This window comes from Streptomyces sp. NPDC033845 (genome assembly GCF_055576225.1).
This window is the reverse complement of record NZ_JBVIRI010000004.1, coordinates 385508-404042: the sequence shown is the minus strand read 5'-3', so window position 1 is coordinate 404042 and position 18535 is coordinate 385508. Positions and strand designations below refer to the sequence as shown.

Genomic DNA, 18535 nt, shown 5'->3' with positions numbered 1-18535 from the left:
CTCGGACGATGATCAGCATACGAACGGTAAGACGGGCGGGGCGCCGCCTGGCGGTGGTGTGCTCCGCGCTCTTCGCGGTGATCGCCATGACCCCCGCGCAGGCCCAGGCGGTGGAGGCCCGGCCGGTGCCGGTGACGGCGAGCGACAAGTACGCGCTGCGGTCGGTGGGCGCCGGGAACCTCTACGTGTCCGTGGAGATCTCCAAGACCGGCAGCGGGGAGGCGATGCTGCGGGCGCGCACCTCCGCCGCCTCGCTGTCCGACCTGGGGTCCTGGGAGAAGTTCACCCTGCACACCGACGACAAGGGGGTGTCCACCACCCTGCGTTCGGAGGCCAACGGCAACTACGTGACCACCGAGCGGAGTTACGCCGGCGGCTACCAGAACCTGCTGCGCGCCCGGGGCACCACCTCCGGGGACTGGGAGAAGCTCCGGCTGGAGAAGCAGTCCGACGGCACGTACGCCCTGAAGGCCGCCACGAACGACGGCGACCGGTACGTGACCGCCGAGGTGCAGGACCCGGGCGCGGACGCGGGTCTGCTGCGGGCCCGCGGCACCTCGGTGGGCTCCTGGCAGAAGTTCCAGCTCGTCTACCTCGCCGAGGAGAACGCGAGCGACCTGGGAGGCCGTCCCGCGCCCGCCTCCCCCGCCCCGACCGCCGACTTCCGCGTGATGTCGTGGAACGTCTGCGCGAACCACAACACCGCCTGCGGCAACTACCGGGTGGAGGGCGCCTCGCTGGGTGCGCAGATCACCGCCCGGATGGGCACCGACGCGGAGGCGCGGACCTACCGGGCCGTCTTCCTCCAGGAGATGTGCGAGTCTCAGGCCAAGCCCGTCGAGGCCGCCCTGGAGGCGAAGACCGGGACCGGGTGGGACGTGCGCTTCGCCCCGATCAAGTTCACCGTCGACGGGTCCTCGCTGGAGGCGGCGCGGACCTGTGCCGACGCCGGTTCCTCGGGAGCCTGGCGGGACCGCGGCTCGTACGGCATCGGGCTGGCCCTGCCGGACGCCAACGAGTGGTACCACTCGTACGACCTGCCGTCCCCGCAGAACAGGACCGTCGACGGCGTGTGGACGCGCATCGAGCAGCGGGCCGGGATGTGCGCCGTGCTCCCGGCGCAGGCCCTGCAGTTCTGCACAGCGCACTTCAGCGCGAGCGGGGCGACGGACGACGTGGACGGCAGCAAGCGCGCGGAGCAGGCCGCGGAGATGCAGCGGATGGTCCGCGCCTACACGATGCCGGGCTACCGGACCGTCTACGGGGGCGACTTCAACGCCGTCCCGCCGGACACCGCCTCGCCGGACACCCCGAAGGACATCATGACCTCCGCCTACGCGGCGGACCAGGAGTGCGACGAGGGACTGTCGAGCGCGCGGCCGCGTGACGGCCGGTCGACCAAGCCGCTGGACACCCGCAGCATCAAGATCGACTATCTGTTCGGTCCCCCGTCGGGCACGGTGGTCTCCTGCGCGGTGCCGGCCCAGGCCGGCCAGTCGGACCACTATCCGATCATCGGCCGGTTCTCCTTCTGAGCGGTCCGCTCAGTCGAGGAGGGCCTCCTCCCGGTCCCGGTCGAGCCCCCGGGTGGACCGTACGGACCGCAGCGGCGGCTCGCCGCCGATCTCCCGGAGCCAGGCCCAGGTGTCGGCGACGGTCTCCTCGACCGGCCGGCAGCGGAGTCCGGCCGCGAGGGCCTTGGAGACGTCGCCGCCGTGCATGAAGGTGTGGTCCTCGCTGCCCGGCGGCAGCCAGACCGGGAGTTCGATCCAGGGCTCGATACCGGCGGCGAGGATCCGGTCGGGGTCGGTCCAGCGGAGCTCGGCGGTCCCTCCGGTCACCTCGGCGCAGGCCTCCAGGAGGCTGCCCATGGTGGCGTGCCCGGGCGCGGACACCAGGTCGTACGGGCCGGAGAGCCCGGCCGCGGCGGCGTCCAGGGTCCAGCGGGCGAGGTCGGCGGCGTCGATGTACTGGATCGGCAGTTCGCGGGGGCCGGGGGCGAGCACCGGGCCGCCCTCGGCCGTCCGGGACAGCCACCAGGTGAGCCGGCCGATGTTCTCGTAGCGGCCCAGGATCAGACCGGCGCGGGCCAGCAGGGCGCGGTCGCCGAAGGCGTCCAGGGCGGCCAGTTCGCCGCCCCGCTTGTCCTCGGCGTAGGCGGTGGACCCGGCGTCGGGCGAGCCCGCGACCACCGGGCCCTCCTCGGCGAGGGCCAGGGAGGTGGCGGGGTCGTAGGCGTAGACGGAGCGGCTGGAGACGTAGGCGTAGTGGCCGGCCCGGTCGCGGAGCTGCCGGGCGGCGTCCCGGACCGCGGTGGGGGCGCCGCTCCAGGTGTCTACGACCAGGTCCCACTCGCCCTCGGCCAGGGCCTCCAGGCCGCCGGGGGCGGTGCGGTCCCCGTGCCGGGAGAGGGTCCCGGGCGGGGCGGCGTGGCGGCCCCGGTGGAAGACGGTGACCTCCCAGCCCCGGGCCAGGGCGTCCTCGGCGACCGCCCGTCCGACGAATTCGGTACCACCCAGCATCAGCAGTTTCATGGGCGCCAGCCTGGCCCGGCCGGGGCGGGCGCGGAAGGGATGATCGCTCTGGGCGATGACGCTCAGGGCGTACGCGGGCGGGGAACGCCCGGGCGGGCGCGGCGCGTTACGCGCGCGGGGGCGTGCGGGCCGGGCGGGTGTGCCGCCGCCCCCGGGCAGCGGTGTGCGGGCGGGGGCGGGCGGGAACGTTCTGTCCTGCGGGGTGTCCGGCGGGTCAGGGCCGGAGCGCCCCTCTGGTCGATTAGTCGATGCCGCGCAGGATGTGCGGCTCCGCGAGGTCGTCCTCGTAGCCCGCGAGCCGGATCGGCGCGGACCGGGCCCACACCTCCAGGCTGCCGAGTTCGTCGGAGCGGTGTCGGCGGCGCTCGGGGCGGTCCGTCGCGTTCTGTTCCTGCTGTGCCAGTTCTGGTGTCACCGCGCACTCCTTTGTGTCGCGTAACCCGGCGGGCGGACCGCGCCGGGCAGGGAGGGAAGGATCTTCCGGTCGCGGTGGCGCCGTTGTTCTCGATACGGAGCGTGGCCTTGGTGAGGCCGTCCGTGCGCCCCAGGTTACACATATGAGCGGGGCACCGCTCAACGAGAAGGTAAAATCCACTCTCGACCGCTTGTCTTCTCCAGGAGTTCAGCACCTCGTCCGTCGGCGTGTCGACCGATGCTGGTCTGCTCGTGGGAAACGCACGGGTGCCTACGGAGGGATTCATGGTGGTGGAGACGGCCGGAATCGGTGGGGTCGAGGAGCTGATGGAGCTCCTGCACGCGTGCCGCGGAGCCTGGGACACCCCGGACCGCAGCGGGGATCCGGTCGATCTGCACGACCACGCGCTACAGACCGCCGCCCTGCTCAGGCGCTCGCATCCGTACGACAAGGAACTTCAGGTCGCGGGCCTGGTACACGATCTCGGACATCTGCTCCGTCCGGGTGACGACGCGCGACACGCCGATCACGCGGCCGCCGCGGTGCGGCCGCTGCTGGGCGACCGGGTGGCCCGTCTGGTCAGGCTGCACGTGCCCGCGAAGCGCTATCTGGCGGCCGTCGAGCCGGACCGGACCATCTCCGGACAGAGCGCGCTCACCCTGTGTGCACAGGGCGGGCCGATGGACCCCGGGGAGGTGCGGGCCTTCGCGGCCGACCCGGACGCGGCGGCCGCGGTGATCCTGCGGCAGGCCGACGACGCCGGGAAGGTGGTCGGCCTGGACGCGGGGGTGCTGGACGACTGGCGTCCGGTCGTCGAGCTGCTCGCCGACCGGACCCGGAGCCGGACCCGGTCGGACTACCAGTTGGCCGGGGAGTAGTCCTTCAGGAAGACGCCGAAGAGGTCCTCGCCCGCTTCGCCGCGCACGACCGGGTCGTAGACCCGGGCCGCTCCGTCGACCAGGTCGAGGGGAGCGTGGAAGCCCTCCTCGGCCAGGCGGATCTTGTCCGGGTGCGGGCGCTCGTCGGTGATCCAGCCGGTGTCCACGGCCGTCATCAGGATCTTGTCCTGCTGGAACATCTCCTGCGCGCTGGTGCGGGTCAGCATGTTCAGCGCGGCCTTGGCCATGTTGGTGTGCGGGTGCCCGGCGCCCTTGTAACCGCGGCTGAACACCCCTTCCATCGCCGAGACGTTGACCACGTACTTGCGCTCGGCGGAGGAGGCCGCCATGGCCGCCCGCAGCTTGCTGATCAGGATGAACGGCGCGGTGGAGTTGCACAGCTGGACTTCGAGGAGCTCCACCGGGTCGACCTCGGAGACCGTCTGGATCCAGCTGTTGGTGTCGTGCAGGTCGGGGACCAGGCCGCCGGCGTCGATGGCGGTGCCGGCGGCGATCCGCTCCAGCGAGGCGGAGCCGGAGACCAGGGCGAGCTCGGTGACCTCCTGCGCGGAGAGGGCGTCGCCGTGGCGGGCCGCGGGCAGGGCGGCGACCCGGTCCACGGTCCCGGACCCGAAGGTGCCGATGACCTCGGAGGAGGGCAGCTCGCCGGCCGGCAGCGGGGCGCTCTCTGCGGCCACCAGCTCGCTGTAGGCCTGCGGGGAACGGCGCACCGTCTGGGCCGCGTTGTTGATCAGGATGTCGAGGGGGCCCTCGGCGGCCACCGAGTCGGCCAGCGCCACGACCTGGGCCGGGTCGCGCAGGTCGATCCCGACGATCTTCAGCCGGTGCAGCCACTCGTGGCTGTCGGGCATCGCCTTGAAGCGGCGGACCGCGTCGTTCGGGAACCGGGTGGTGATGGTGGTGTGCGCGCCGTCGCGCAGCAGCCGCAGCGCGATGTACATGCCGATCTTGGCGCGGCCGCCGGTGAGCAGGGCGCGCCGCCCGGTGAGGTCGGTACGGGCGTCCCGGCGGGCCCGGTTGAAGGCGGCGCAGTCCTGGCAGAGCTGGTGGTAGAACGCGTCGACCTCGACGTAGCGGGTCTTGCACACGTAGCAGGAGCGCGGGCGCTGGAGTATCCCGGCGATCGGGCCCTTGGTGGCGGTGGAGAGCGCGTTGCCCTGGGTCTCGTCGTCGATGCGTTCGGCGGAGCCGGTGGCGGTGGCCTCGGTGACGGCCTTGTCGTTGGCGGTCTTGGCGGCCCGGCGCTCCTGGCGGCGGCGCTGCTTGACCGTGCGGTAGAGCCCGGCGGTGGCGCGGCGTACGGTGACGGCGTCCGGGTGGTCGACATCGAGCTTGTCCAGCTCGTCGAGCACGCTGAGGCAGAGGGCCAGCCGCTCGGGGTCGATGCCCGGGCCGTACTCCTGGTTGTCTTCGGTCTCGGTCGCCTCGGTCGCCGTCATGGCCGCTGCCGTTCCTCGATCACTCGTGTCCTGCGGATGTTTCCAAAAGAGGAACTGTACGGATCCGGCCCGGCGGGTTCCAAACCAGCCTCCTGAGGGTGACGCTCCGCTTCCATGCGGTCACCGGGGATGAGATCCGCTCCGGCGTACTACCACCGGAGTATGAGTGATCCTCTACTCAGGATTGAGGAATATTCGATCAGTGCCCGGCATTCTGAGCACATGAGTGCACTCGCGCTGTCGGTGCTGCTCTGCCTGGTGTCCGCACTGGCCTACGCGGCCGGCGCCATCGTGCAGGAGCAGGTCGCCGTCACCCATCCGACCCGTGCGTACGCGCCGCTCCGGCAGCCCGGCTGGTGGTTCGCGGTGGCCCTGAACGGAGCGGGCGCGCTGCTGCACGTGGCCGCGCTCGCCTTCGGGCCGCTGAGCCTGGTGCAGCCGCTCGGGGCGCTGACGATCGTGTTCGCGCTGCCGCTGGCGGCCGCCTTCGTGGGGCGCCGGGCCGGATCCGCGGCCTGGCGGGGCGCGGTGATGGCCACCGCGGGGCTGGCCGGACTGCTCGCGCTGACCGGCGGGGACCGGCGCAACCAGACCCTGGACGGCGGGGAGCAGACCCTGCTCCTGGTGCTCACCGGGGCCGGGACGGCCGCGCTGCTGCTGGCGGCCGGGCGGGTGCGCAGGCCGGTGCTGCGGAGCGTCCTGCTGGCGGTCGCGGCGGGCGGGGCCTTCGGCATGGGCTCGGTGTTCACCAAGTCGGTGGCCGAGTCGGTCACCGAGGGGGCGCCCTGGACCGCGGCCTTCGGCCAGTGGCCGGACCTGGTGGCCATCGCCGTCCTGGCGGCGGGCGGGCTGCTGCTGTCACAGGCGGCGTACCGGGGCGCCGGGCTGACCGCCCCGCTGGCCACACTGACCGTGGTGAACCCGGTGGTGGCGGCCGCGGTGGGGATCTCCCTCTTCGACGAGGGCTTCCGCTACGGGGCGCTGGGCACGGCCGCGGCGCTGGCGAGCGGTGCGCTCGCGGCGGCCGGCCTGATCCTGCTCACGGCCGTGCCGCCGCACGCGCGGGTGTCAGATGCTCACTCCGTGGGCGCGGAGGTAGCCGAGCGGGTTGACGTCGGAGCCGTAGCCGGGGCCCGTCCGTACCTCGAAGTGCAGGTGCGGTCCCGTACTGTTGCCGGTCGAGCCGGAGCGGGCGATCCGCTGACCGCCGCCGACCTGCTGGCCGGCCCGGACGGACAGCGCCGACAGGTGCGCGTACTGGGAAAACTTCCCGTCCGCGTGCCGGATCACGATCTGGTAGCCGTAGGCTCCGGCCCAGCCGGCCGAGACGACCTCGCCCGGGCCGACGGCCTTGACTGAGGTGCCGGTGGGCACCGGGAAGTCCACCCCGGTGTGGTAGCCGCTGGACCAGTGCGAGCCGGACACCCGGTAGGCGGTGCCCATGGCGGCGTCCACCGGGGCGGTGTAGCCGGTGGAGACCTTACGGGCGATCGGCTTCACCTTCAGCGGCACCGGCTTGGCGATGTCCTTCGCCTTGGGTGCCGGGGCGGGCCTGGGCGCGGTCTTCGGCAGGGCCGGCTTCGACTTGGGCGCCCGGGCCAGCGGCGGGGTGGTGGGCCGCGGGGCCGGCTTGGCGGCCGGCGGCGCGGCGGTGACCCGCAGCGTGAGCCGCTGCCCCGGGAAGATCAGGTCGGGGTCGGCGCCCACCACGGCCCGGTTGGTCTCGTAGAGCGCCTGCCAGCCGCCCTCCACCCGCTGCTCGCCGGCGATGCCGGAGAGGGAGTCGCCGGGCGCCACCACGTACGGGTTGGGCAGCACGGTGGTACCGGTGGGGCGGGGCGCGGCGGCCCTGGCCGTCTTGGCCGCCTTCGCCGCGGCGGGCCTGGCGTCCGTGACCTTGCCGGTCCGAGCGGTCTTCGCCTTCTGGGCGGTCGTGGTCCTGCCGGGGTCGATCCGGGGGGCCTGTCCGGCGCGGGTCAGCCCGGCCTTCTTGGAACAGACCGGCCAGGCCTGCGGGCCCTGCCCCTTGAGGACCTTCTCGGCCACCGCGATCTGCTGGTCCTTGGTGGCCAGGTCGGCGCGCGCGGCGTAGGCGGTGCCGCCGAAGGCCCGCCAGGTGGACTGACTGAACTGCAGTCCGCCGTAGTAGCCGTTGCCGGTGTTGATCTGCCAGTTCCCGGTGGACTCGCAGGCCGCCACCTTGTTCCAGACATCGGTACCGGCCGCGCCCGCCGGGGCCACCGCGACGAGCGGCAGGGCGATCCCCGCACCGCCGGCGGTGATGGCCAGCGAGGTCCGGTTGATGCTGCTCGGCTGGTACCGGCGGTGCCGGCCCCGTACGCCCATGGGAGCCCCCTTGAAGACATCAGGAACCGCACAACCTAACGTCGCGGCACGGACCTGACAAGGGGCATGAGGGGGCGCAACCCCGCGCACAGGAGGGGAAGTTGGGGCTTACCGGCAGGGTCCGGCGCTGTTGTTCAGCCGGTCAGCCGGTCAGCCGGTCAGCCGGTCAGCGCCAGGGCTCGGGCGCCGGCTGGGGCGCGGGGCCGGGCGGTGCGGGCACCGGGTCGGGTTCGGGCACCGGGGCGGGGGCCGGGGGCGCCGGATCGGGGAAGGGCGGCGGCCCGGGCGAGGGCGGCGGCACCGGGACCGGCGCGGGATCGGGCCCGGGCCCCGGGCCGGGGGCCGGTACGGGTTCCGGCACGGGCACCGGGCTGGGCACCGGGTCGGGCGGGGGCCCGGGCGGCGGCTCGCTCTGACCGAGCGGTCGGAGCGGTCGCGGCCACGGCTGCGGACGAAGGTTCGTGGACATGCACCGCGCCTTCCCCCGCATCCCGCCGACATGCCCCCGCGGCGGCCGGAAGACCCGGCCGCCGCGGGGTGGGCGGTTCACCAGAGGGCGGAATCCGAGGCCAGCCGGGCCTGCGCGGCGGCCACCGCCGCCTCCGGGGCGGCCGGGGCCAGCTCGGGGTGCTTGGCGGCCCAGGCCGCCGCGTACGGGCAGAGCGGGACCACCGGCACCCCCTCGGCGGCGGCCATGGCGTAGAGGGTCCGCACCAGCTCCCCGGCGATGCCGCGGCCCTCGTACCCCGTCTCGACCACGGTGTGCACCGCGACGAGGGCCCCGGGGGCGGTGTCCTCCAGCACGAAGTAGGCGATCACCCCGGCCCGCCGCCCGCCCTCGAACGCCCCCAGCCGGCCGGTCGCGCGGTCGTCCCTGATCTCGATGTTCTCGATGCGGTTGTCCGCCATGACAGCCTCCTCGGTTCGACGATCGGCGATTCAGCGGCTCGCCGCGAGCGGACTGCGGAGCTGCTCGGTGCCCGGCACCGGGGCGGCGGGGTCCACGCCCAGCTCCACGATCCGGTTCCCCTCGTCCACGTGCACCACCCGCGGCACCAGCGCCCGCGCCTCGGCGTCCTCGACCTGCGCGTAGCTGATCAGGATGACCAGGTCCCCCGGCTGCACCAGATGCGCGGCGGCCCCGTTGATCCCGATCACCCCGGATCCCCGCTCGCCCTCGATCACATAGGTCTCCAGCCGGGCACCGTTGGTGATGTCGACGATGTGCACGAGCTCCCCGGGCAGCAGATCGGCCGCCTCCATGAGCCCGGCATCGACGGTCACCGAGCCGACGTAGTGCAGATCGGCCTGGGTCACGGTAGCCCGGTGGATCTTGGACTTGAACATGGTACGAAGCATGCGAAACACTCCCGGATCGACGCTCCCTGCCTGCTCCTGCAGGTCAAGGGCGCTCCGCACTGTACCGGCAGGCTCGACGACGGCGTGAGCTACGGGGTCTTCAGGGACTCCCGAAACTGTCGTACCTGAGTGATGGTCGTCGCCCACTCGGAGATGCGGTTCCCGTCCTCGTCAACCGTGCTTCGACCCTCCACGTATCGCCAAGGCTTTTGCGGATCGAACTTTTCTTCCAGGTCGTCCAGGAAGATGATCGCGTTTTGCACGCAGACCTCTTCCCCGTCCCGGTAAATGGGCCAGCAGGAGATGAAGTTGGCGGTCTCCGGGTCCGTGATCGAAGAGATGAGACAGGAAGTCGAATCCTCGCTCACCTCAAGCTCCCTCAAGGCTGTCTCCCAACTTCGAGAGTAGTCGGCCACCGTCCAGAAGCTGAGGTCCATTCTGAATGACTCCGAGAAATCACCGACCGTGACCCTACCGACTGCCGCAGAGGGCGACGAGACGCCACCCTCCGAGGCGGGACCGCCGATCACTTCGATCGCAAATCGGTTATTCCTTGAGGTAGTTGAGGTCTGAGTCATACGTACCGATCCGTTGTCCCCTGCGGTTGAACATCTTCCAACCGTCCGAAACATTGTGCCCGTCAACATCCGGCGAAATGTAGTTCTTGCCGTTCGAGAAGACCACCTGGCCATGCGAATCGAACGGAGCCCTCTGCGGGGGGATTCTCGTGTTGTAGCCAAGGGCCCCCGCCCTGTCTCCTGGCGTTCCGGCGTACAGGTCCCGGTTCTGCGCACTTCGCGCCGCGACGGAGTCCGGATGGTACGGATCGCCCTTGAGTCCCGGGGCAGAGGTGTAGCCCTGCGGAAGATCACACCCGCTGTTGTGAACGAGAACCGGTGTCCGACCGGCGACGACATAGTACGTGTGCAGGTCGTCGACCGTGAGGTTGTGGACCCGCTGGTGCTGGGTCCAGGTGCGGACGGCGGTTACCTGGGTGTGGGTGCCGGTGCCGGTTTGGAGGAGGGTGCCGGAGAGGAGTTCCTTGGCGTAGAGCCACTTGCCGGGTTCGGGGGCCCAGAAGGGGTGGTTGGCGGTTGCCACCACCTTGCCGGGGCGGCCGCCGGGGGTGGTGACGGTGATCTCGACCAGGTTCTTGTCGCCCTCGCCGGTGATGAGGGCGGTGACCATGCGCGGGCCGGTTTCGCCGGTCACCGGGTCGGTGGCGGTGACCTGGTCGCCGGTGCGGACCTGGTCGATGGGCTGGTCGGTGCCGTCGGCCATCAGCACCCTGGTGTCCGGGGTGAAGCTGTTGCCGGTGCCGCAGCTGCCCGCCCCGTTGTCGGCGGCCTTGGGGGCGGTTCCGCTGTCCGCCGGTTTGGGTGCGGGAGGGCTGTCCGCGGCCTTGGGTACGGGTGCGGTGTCGGCCGCCTTCGCCGTGGTCGCCGCGTCTGCGGCGTTGTTGGCGTTCTTGGCCGCCTGGGCGGCGTCCAGCGCCTTGTTGCCGTACTTGGCGGCGTTCGCCGCGTAGCCCGCGCCGGGGACGGCCGAGGCGAGGGAGAGGCCGGCGTTGAGGGCGTCGCCTTCGGCCGCGTACCAGCCCGCGTTGGCCAGGTCGCCGACCTCGCCGACGACGGGGACCATGCCGACCACGTCGAGGGCGGTGTGGCCGACGGTCTTCCACGAGGGCATCTTCGGCCACTTGCCGGTCGGGTCGACGAGTTTGACCGGGTTGTTGTGGGTGTAGGTGTACGCGGCGAGGTTGCGGGGCTCGGCGATGCCGCCCGCCATGCCGCCGTCGAGGTAGTCGGGCAGCGCCGGGTCGGGGCTCGCCCACAGCTGGGTCCGCGGGTTGTAGTACCGGGCTCCGTAGTAGTAGAGGCCGGTCTCGGGGTCGAGTTCCTTGCCGGTGAACTGGTAGGGCGTGTCCGCCTGTCCGGTCCGTTCCTCCACCCAGGTCTCCCCGTACGGGAAGTACTCCAGGTGCTCGGTGACCTTGCCCCGCGCATCGGTGACGTAGCCGGAGGAGCCGATGTGGTCGGCGTGGAAGAACTGCTGCGCGTCCTCGGTGCCGGTGGTCGCGACGGCCTTGGTGGTCACCCGGCTGTCGCCGACGAACACGTGCTTGTAGCCGGTGGCGTCGCGCTCGCTGTAGTACCGGTTCGGGTAGAGCGACAGCCCGTCCTCGCTCCGCTTGACGAGGCGGTCGCCCTTGTCGTCGTAGACGTAGGAGACGGTGGCGGCGGCGCAGCCGCCCGGGTCCTGGGCGAGGGTGCCGGTGGCGGTGTCCTGGTTGCAGACGAGGCGGTTCTCCTCGTCCCACACGTACTGCCGGCGTTTGCCGGCGGCGGCGGTGTTGACCGTGCTCGTCAGGTTGCCGTTCGCGTCGTAGCCGTGGTCGACGGGGCCGACCCTGGTCGGGGCGTGCGGTCGGGCGCCGTCGTAGGTGTACGTGTAGGCGTAGCTGGTCCGGTCCTGGACGTCGGTGGGGTTGGACGGGTCCTCGACCGGTTCGATCGGGCCGGTCCCGGCGCCTCCCCCGACGGGGAAGGCCGGGGTGCCGCCGGTGACCTGGTGGGTCTGTGTCTTGCTGGTGGTGTTGTGGATGGAGTCGTAGCCCAGGCTCAGGGTGTAGGTGTTGACCGCGTCGTTCTTGTCGGTGTAGCGGCCGGACGCGGAGGTGAGCCGGTACTGGTCGTCGTATCCGTAGGTCTGGCTGCTGGGGCCGCCGATGTTCCCGCCCCGCGGCACGCTGTTCGCCAGCGAGGTGATGTTGCCGATCCGGTCGTACGTGTAGCCCAGGTCCTGGAACGCGGTTCCGTCCGGCGCCGCGGACTTCAGTGCCGCGAGCCGGCGGTCCTCGGCGTCGTAGGTGTAGGTGGTGCGGACCCCGTTGCCGGTCCGCTGGAGGATCTTCTGCCCGAACTTGTCGTAGTCGACGCGGTCCAGATAGGTGTAGCCGGTGCCGTTCTTGGATCCGGTGGCCCGGGCGACCTGGCCGCCCGAGTCGTAGTCGTAGGTGAGGACTTCGCCGTCGGGGTAGGTCATCCGCAGCACGCGGTTGAAGGCGTCGTAGCGCCAGTTGGTGGTGTAGGTGCGCGGGGCGTCGTGGACCGCGGTGATCGTGCGGGTCTCCTCGGTCACCTCGCCCAGCGCCCCGTAGGCGCGTTTCACCGTTCCGGCCGCGTCGTGGACCTCGGTGACGCGGGAGGCCGCGTTGTCGGGTGCACCGGGGGCCCCGTAGGTGTAGGAGACGTCGTTCTCCGGGAACGTCGGGTAGCGGACGGCCTTCAGCCGCGAGTACTCGTAGTCGTACTCGACGGCCCCGCCCGTGGCCCGCAGCTTCGGTGTGGTCTTCGAGGTGACGTTCCCGGCGAGGTCGTAGCGGGTCTCGGAGCGGCCGGCGTCCGGGCTGTCGAAGGAGATCCGGCGGCCCAGTGCGTCGTAGCCGGCGCGCGTGACGTTGCCCTGGTCGTCGGTGATCGTCGTGACCTGGCCCATGGGGTCGTGGGCGTAGCTGGTCCAGATCGCCGTGGGGCCGTCGAACTCCTTGACCGCGGTCGTGGCGCCCCGGAGGTCGGTGTAGGTGCGGAGTTCCCTGCCGTTGCCGTCGGTGGCAGTCCGCTCGAAGCGGGTCGTGCCCGCCCGGTCCTCGCCGAAGCCGTATCCGGTGGTGGTGGTGACGCCGTCCGGCTGCACGGTCCGGACCGAGCGGTCCAGGACGTCGAAGGTGTCCTTGGTGGGTGCCACCGGGTCGAAGGCGGCGTTGAAGGTGGTGTTCGCCGCGCCCTTGTCCTCGGTGACCGGGTAGTACTTCTCCACGGCGCGGCCGAGGGAGTCGAACTTCAGCCGGCCGGAGACCGTCATCATCGGGGTGGGCGCGGTCCCGGGCGCGGCGGACACCGAGGCGTCCTTCTTGGTCTGCAGGACCCGCCCCAGGCCGTCGCCGAAGGTGACGGTGTCGATGGTGTCCTCGCGGACGCCGGTGGCCGTGCGGTCGAGGTGCTCGGTCGTGGCGTACGGGACGGGCGCCTCGGGGTGGTAGCCGAAGGTGATGGTGGCCCGGTCGCCGTCCTTCTCGTAGGGGCCGGTCACCGTGTGGAGCCGGCCGAAGCTGTCGTAGGACATCCGGAGCGGCTGGCCGTTGTGGTCGGTGCTCCGTTCGGGCAGGCCGTACTTGAGGTCGTACGCCGTGGTCGAGCGGTAGCCGAAGCTGTCCTCGACGGACTCGACGTGTACGCCGACGGTGCTGTCGTAGCCGTACTCCAGGGTGTAGCGCTGGCCCTTCGCGTTGGCCGGGCCGGTGACCGATCTCAGGTTCCCGTCCGGGTGGTAGGTCAGGTCGGAGACGGCCGCGGTGTCCGCGTCGAGGTACTCGCGCACCTGGCGGACGGTGCCGGTCTCGCAGTCGACGGTGGATTCGCGGTGCCGCAGGAGCGTGCCGGTGGCCGCGGCCGTCTGCCGGACGGTGTCGGCGGTGCCGACCAGGTGCCGGTCGCGGCAGCGCGGGTCGGTGCCGCTGTAGCCGAAGACGGTCTCCAGGTCGTCCGCTGTCCCCTCGTCACCCGTGGCGAGGGTGCGGGTGACATTGCCGTACTCGTCGTAGGAGAGGTCGGTGCGGGTGGACTTCGCCGCGGTGGCCGCGCCCTCGTAGTGCCGTTCCTCGACCCGGGTGAGCTGGGGGAAGACGGTGGCGGTCGCGCTCTTGGGGTCGGCCTCCCGGTCGGTGGCGGTGTCGAGCAGCCGGTAGGTCTGGAGCGTCTCGCCGTACGGGCGGCCGGCGCCGTCCTCGGTCAGCGTGCGGGTGAGCAGGCCGCGGCCCACATAGCCGTCGGTGCGGTACTCGTCGGTGACCGTGCGGCGGACGCTGTCGCCCGCGGCGGTGTCGCGGCTCTCGGTCACCACGCGGCCGAAGCCGAGGAACTCGCGTTCCAGGCGGTCGTGCCGGCCCTGTTCGTAGCGGAAGGTGGTCAGCCGGGTGTCGGCGCCGTCACCGGCGTGCCCGTCGAACACCGAGGTGCGGGAGAGCACCCAGCGGCTCTCCTGCATGGCGGCGGTGTTGCCGGTGCGGGTGTAGTCCAGGTCGATGCGGGCGCCCATCGGCCGGCTGACCGAGCGCAGCAGGTTGGTGCGGCCGGTCTTGTTGGCCGCGACGAGGAGTTCGTCGTCCCGGGTGGACCGGACGTGGTCGGCCAGTCCGTCGCCGTTGACGTCCCGCAGGCTGGTCTCGGCCCGGCTGATGCCGGTGGACACGTTGGCGCCGGGGTTGAAGACGAACACGCCGACGGGGGTGGGCAGACCGACGGTGAAGTAGACGCCTCCGCCGAGGCTGGCGTTCTTGTCCACGGCGATCTCGGGGAAGCTGCCGCGGAACGGGGCCGGGGCGGTGAAGCCGGTGCCGGTGTTGACCGAGACCTTGATCGGGTTGGCGCCGTCGGTGAACACCCGGTCGGTGAGGCCGTCGCCGTTGACGTCCGTCATGCTCGCGTTGGTGTACGAGGTGCCGAGTTCCGCGGACACCCCGCCCGCGAAACCGTAACGGTCCACGTTGAAACCGAGGTTGACCCCGACGTTGCGGGTGGACGCGTCGTTGATCGGTCCGGCCGACCAGGGTTCGCGGGCGGCGAAGGAGTAGCCGAGGTTCAGCTGGGCGTCGCCGTTGCCGAACACCTTGTCCGGCAGCCCGTCCCCGTTGATGTCGATCAGGTCCACGCGGACGTCGGACTCGCCGCCGCCGAGGCTGCCGCCGATGCCCAGCGAGGGCTGGACCGCGCCGGTGCTGGCGGTGTTGGCGCTGGTGCCCGCGTCGGGGGCGGCCATGCCCAGGGCGCTGGCGATGGTGGCGGACTCGCTGCCCGCGGAGAGCGCCACGTTGCCGGAGACGTTGTCGGCCTCGCGGACGTTGCCGCCGAGGGTGCCGCGGGTGGCGCCGAGCGCGCCGGTCATGTCGGAGAACTGGATCTCCTTGGCACCCACGACGTCGGGGTAGCCGTCGCCGTTGAGGTCCAGGTAGTCGACCGAGCCCGCGGTGATCCCGCCGACCACGGTGCCGCCGAACGGGCCCGCCGCGAGGGTGGCGGACACCTGGCCGGTGACCCCGCGGCGCATCACCGCCCGGTCGCCGGCCACGTCGGCGTCGGTGACGACGTCGATGGTGTCCGCGCCGAGGCGGGAACTGGTGGCCATCGCGGCGCTGATCCAGGAGGACTCGTCCTGCGCGGCCCAGCCGCCCTTGGCGGGGACGGGGGCGAACACCGCCAGCCGGGGCATGGTGAGCCGGGGGTTCGCGGTGAATCCCGGGACGTCCGCTTCCTTGGGCTCCTTGGGGAGGGCGTCCCTGAAGCTCTGGTCCAGGGTGAGTTCGGCCTGCTTGAGCGGTTGGGTGGCGCGGTCGCGGTTGCCCTGGTAGCCGATCACGCCCCAGCCGCGGTAGGGCTGGGCGAAGGCGCCCTGCCCGACGGAGGCGTGCATGGCGCTGGGCGCCGGGGTGAAGGCCGGCCAGGACGAGGCCACGTCGTGGGTGACCGAGGCGGACTGCTCGACGAGCGTGCCGAGCAGACCGGTCTCCGTCGTCGAGTAGTCGATGTAGAGGTCGTCGCCGGCGGTGACCGGGACGGTCAGGTCCAGGTTGGGGCCGCCGAAGAAGGTGTCCTTGGCCTGGAAGACCCGCTTGCCGAGCAGCTGTCCGCCGCGCTTCTTCACCGTCAACGCGATCTTGGCGTCACCGAGCAGGCTGAAGTTGAACGAGAGCTTCGGCCGCACCTTCAACTGGCCGGTCCTGGTGGCCTTGAAGGACTGCTGGGGGGCGGTGAGGGTGTCCGCGGGGTACAGGTTCATGTCGTACGGCGGGGTGATCACCAGCGTGGGGTTCCCGGCCGCGTCGACGACCGACTCGACCCCCTGCGCGGCCGTGTAGTGCGCCTTCGGCGCCCAGCTCACCGCCGAACTGTCGATCGGGGAGTCGGTCCTGAGCTTCCACGACATCTTCTCGAACATGCTGACCGGAATGCTCAGGTCGATCCCGGTGGTGCCGGTGGACGCGGCGGGCAGCACCTTGCGGAACACCTCGGTGCCCGGGTGGACCCCGTTGCCCTTCTCGATCACGACGGTCACGTCGTCCGAGGTCGCCTTGTTCTTGACCACGTCGCCCGTGAGCCGCAGCGTGCCGTTCACCGGCACGGTCACCAGGGAGGGCCGGCCGCCGAAGGTGAAGTCGGCCGAGGCCCGGAACACGGTGGTGGGCAGCCCGTTCGCGTCGGTGCCGGCCGGCAGACCGGTGTAGGTGATCGCCGGGTCCCAGGCAACCGTGTCGTACTTGCCGTCCAGGACGGACTGGGTGCGGAAGTAGAGCGCGTCGCCCTTCTTCACGGCCACCGAGGCCACGTTACCCGGGGTGAACTCGGTGTGGTCCTCCGGGCCGATCCGCTGCGCCCAGAGCTCGGTGTCCTTGTGCTGGACGGTGACCCGCACCCCGTCGGCCTTGGTGTAGGCGGCCCGGGCCGGGGAGGGGTCCCGGGTCAGCTGCACGGCACCGTCCACCCGGACGGTGCCGTCGTACGGGGCCACCCAGCGGCGCACCGAGTCCAGCAGCGGCGAGTTGTCCACCTGCTGGTTGAACTGGGCGGTCTGGTCGCCGACGATCTGGCCGGTCACCTCGCCGGACCCGATCGGGACGGGGGTCCGGGCGGAGTCCGCGCTGTAGGCGGGCCGCCCGTTCTCGTCCAGGTAGCCGAAGAGCACGCCGCCGTTGTTGACCAGGTCGGTGATGCCGTCGCCGTTGACGTCGCCGAAGAACCGGTCCGAGGTGGTCGTGGTGCCCACGAAGTCCAGCTGGGCGGAGGTGGTGAGCACGTACGACTCGATGCCGATGGTGCCGGACAGCGTGCGCTCGGTGGAGATGCCGGGGAGGCCGGTGAGCTTGACCGGTGTGTCGCCGAACCTGGCCGCGCCGCCGGGGGCGGCCAGGTTGGGCCGGTAGAACACCTCGCCGTTCTTGCGGAACACCTTGTCCGGCAGGTTGTCCCCGTTGACGTCGGCCAGGGTCGACAGGCCGTCGGACTGGCCGGCGTTGAAGCCGACCTTCAGCCCGACGGAACCCTCCTTGGCCGGCAGCCCCTGCACGTTGTAGCCGGCGAACAGGTGCGCGCCGAAGCCGGCCGAGGTGTTGGCCGAGATGGCGCTGGCCTCGCCCTCCCGGATGTTGACCCCGAGGTCGTCGTCCGGGACCGACCAGCGGGCGGCCTCGGAGAAGGTGTGGTAGTTGCCCGACGGGTCGCGGACCTCGTCGAAGTAGTCGAAGGTGTGGGTGTTGAACAGCTGGTCGTTCTCGCCGAACTGGGACACCGAGGTGAGCAGCGTCTTGGCGAAGGCGCCCGTCCGGTAGTTCAGCTCGTAGGCGCGGACCAGTGTGTCGTCCAGTTTGACCTCGACCCGGCGCAGCAGGTCCGCGGTGACCTTCTTGAAACCGTACTTGGCGTCGATCCGCACGTCCGCCCGGCGGGGTTCGCCGCGGTCGCGGTCCCGGAGGAAGGTCACCGAGTACCTGCCGTCGGTGTCCCCGCGGCCGGTGTAGGTGATCTTCCGCGGGTACAGCTCGCGGCCCGGCACCGTGGAACCGGCCGTGCCGCCGTCCGCCACCTTGGCGTACCGGTAGCGCAGCACGTTGTCGCTGCGGTCGCGGACCTCCCGCGCCGCCCAGGTGGCGACGCGCCCCTTGTCGTCGGCCAGCGTGCTGTCGGCGGTGCCGCCGAAGACGGTGCGGACGCCCTGCTTGTCGGTGACCTCCCACCAGTAGTTCGCGGGGCTGTCGCCGTGGCGGACGATCCGGTCGAAGGCGCCTTCCACCCGCGGGTGGAACACCTTCTCCGCGGTGCGCGCCCGCAACGGGCCGCGGTGCGCGACCGGGGTCAGCTGCTCGCCGTTGAGCAGATAGGTCTCGGTCTCCAGTCCGGCGTCGTAGCGGGGCACTCCCCACCGCGTGTCGACGGTGACGGTCGGGGTGGCGAGGTCCCAGCCGGCGCCGAGCCATCCGTTCGCGCCGGAGGAGTTGTAGTTGACGGCCAGGCTCGGCTGGAGCCCGGCGCGGCCCTTCGGCACCTCCAGCGGGTACGACAGCCGTGCGTCGCCGCTGTTGTTCGCCGAGGGGGCCTCGATCAGGTTCACCCCGGAGCCGGGGTCGGCCGCCTTGATGTCCTTGATCTGGTTCGGGTTGAAGGAGGTGCCCTCGGGCCCCTCCGGCCCGGTGACCGCCGAGCCGGCGTCCGGCACCGCGGCGGCGGCACCGCGGATCAGCTCGGGCGAGGTCAGCCCGGCCGTGGTGAGCACCATGGCCAGGAGGACGGTCACTCCCGTTCTGCCGCGGATCAAGCGTCGGACAGTCATCACAAAGCCCCCGTACCGCCGGACATCCCCCCGGGGCACGGGCCGTCCCACGACCTTCCGCCCCCTGTCCTACCGGAAGGTAGTTCGAGAGCCGGACCGATCCGACAGGCTTTCCGGACAACGCCCGCAGGGGCGGTAACGATCCGGCAACGGGGGGTCCGGGCG

Annotated in this window: 10 protein-coding genes and 1 pseudogene; 3 read left to right on the top strand and 8 right to left on the bottom strand. The window is 71.6% G+C overall.

The genetic code is table 11. From position 1 onward, the window contains the following. Positions 1 to 8 precede the first annotated feature (8 nt). A complete protein-coding gene (locus tag ACZ50K_RS11545; protein WP_468900772.1) occupies positions 9 to 1535 on the top strand; it encodes a hypothetical protein in 1527 nt (508 codons plus the stop codon). A 9-nt stretch (positions 1536 to 1544) separates the two neighbouring features. On the opposite strand, the gene ACZ50K_RS11540 is transcribed toward ACZ50K_RS11545, so the two are convergent. Both ACZ50K_RS11540 and ACZ50K_RS11535 read right to left on the bottom strand, forming a co-directional pair. Continuing rightward, positions 1545 to 2534 (bottom strand): NAD-dependent epimerase/dehydratase family protein, encoded by a 990-nt coding sequence (locus ACZ50K_RS11540; protein WP_468900769.1) that lies wholly within the window; start codon positions 2532 to 2534, stop codon positions 1545 to 1547. A 241-nt stretch (positions 2535 to 2775) separates the two neighbouring features. Next, on the bottom strand, positions 2776 to 2949 hold the full coding sequence (locus ACZ50K_RS11535; protein WP_468900766.1) for a hypothetical protein: 174 nt from the start codon (positions 2947 to 2949) through the stop codon (positions 2776 to 2778). A 284-nt stretch (positions 2950 to 3233) separates the two neighbouring features. Between ACZ50K_RS11535 and ACZ50K_RS11530 the strand changes: the two genes are divergently transcribed. Further along, positions 3234 to 3827, top strand: coding sequence for an inositol oxygenase family protein (locus ACZ50K_RS11530; protein ID WP_468900764.1), 594 nt, complete (start codon positions 3234 to 3236; stop codon positions 3825 to 3827). Here the strand turns inward: ACZ50K_RS11530 and ACZ50K_RS11525 are convergent. Beyond that, positions 3806 to 5287 (bottom strand): SDR family NAD(P)-dependent oxidoreductase, encoded by a 1482-nt coding sequence (locus ACZ50K_RS11525; RefSeq protein WP_468900761.1) that lies wholly within the window; start codon positions 5285 to 5287, stop codon positions 3806 to 3808. The genes ACZ50K_RS11530 and ACZ50K_RS11525 overlap by 22 nt on opposite strands. A 114-nt stretch (positions 5288 to 5401) precedes the next feature. Here ACZ50K_RS11525 and ACZ50K_RS11520 point away from each other — a divergent pair. Then, positions 5402 to 6232, top strand: a pseudogene (locus ACZ50K_RS11520) (DMT family transporter); the annotation flags it as partial. Between the two features lie 123 nt (positions 6233 to 6355). Here the strand turns inward: ACZ50K_RS11520 and ACZ50K_RS11515 are convergent. The 5 genes from ACZ50K_RS11515 to ACZ50K_RS11495 all read right to left on the bottom strand — a co-directional run bounded on the left by ACZ50K_RS11515 (position 6356) and on the right by ACZ50K_RS11495 (position 18355). Next, positions 6356 to 7633 (bottom strand): transglycosylase family protein, encoded by a 1278-nt coding sequence (locus ACZ50K_RS11515; RefSeq protein WP_468900759.1) that lies wholly within the window; start codon positions 7631 to 7633, stop codon positions 6356 to 6358. 546 nt (positions 7634 to 8179) lie between these two features. Continuing rightward, entirely contained in the window at positions 8180 to 8542 is a 363-nt protein-coding gene (locus ACZ50K_RS11510; RefSeq protein WP_468900757.1) for a GNAT family N-acetyltransferase, read from the bottom strand. Positions 8543 to 8572: 30 nt separating this feature from the next. Next, the gene (gene panD, locus ACZ50K_RS11505; RefSeq protein WP_468900756.1) at positions 8573 to 8992 is read right to left on the bottom strand and encodes an aspartate 1-decarboxylase; all 420 of its coding nucleotides are present in this window, start codon (positions 8990 to 8992) and stop codon (positions 8573 to 8575) included. An 89-nt stretch (positions 8993 to 9081) separates the two neighbouring features. Beyond that, positions 9082 to 9570, bottom strand: coding sequence for a hypothetical protein (locus tag ACZ50K_RS11500; RefSeq protein WP_468900754.1), 489 nt, complete (start codon positions 9568 to 9570; stop codon positions 9082 to 9084). Further along, positions 9539 to 18355: a SpvB/TcaC N-terminal domain-containing protein gene (locus tag ACZ50K_RS11495; protein WP_468900752.1), complete on the bottom strand. Its 8817-nt coding sequence runs from the start codon at positions 18353 to 18355 to the stop codon at positions 9539 to 9541. The genes ACZ50K_RS11500 and ACZ50K_RS11495 overlap by 32 nt, the downstream gene beginning before the upstream one ends. Positions 18356 to 18535 lie beyond the last annotated feature (180 nt).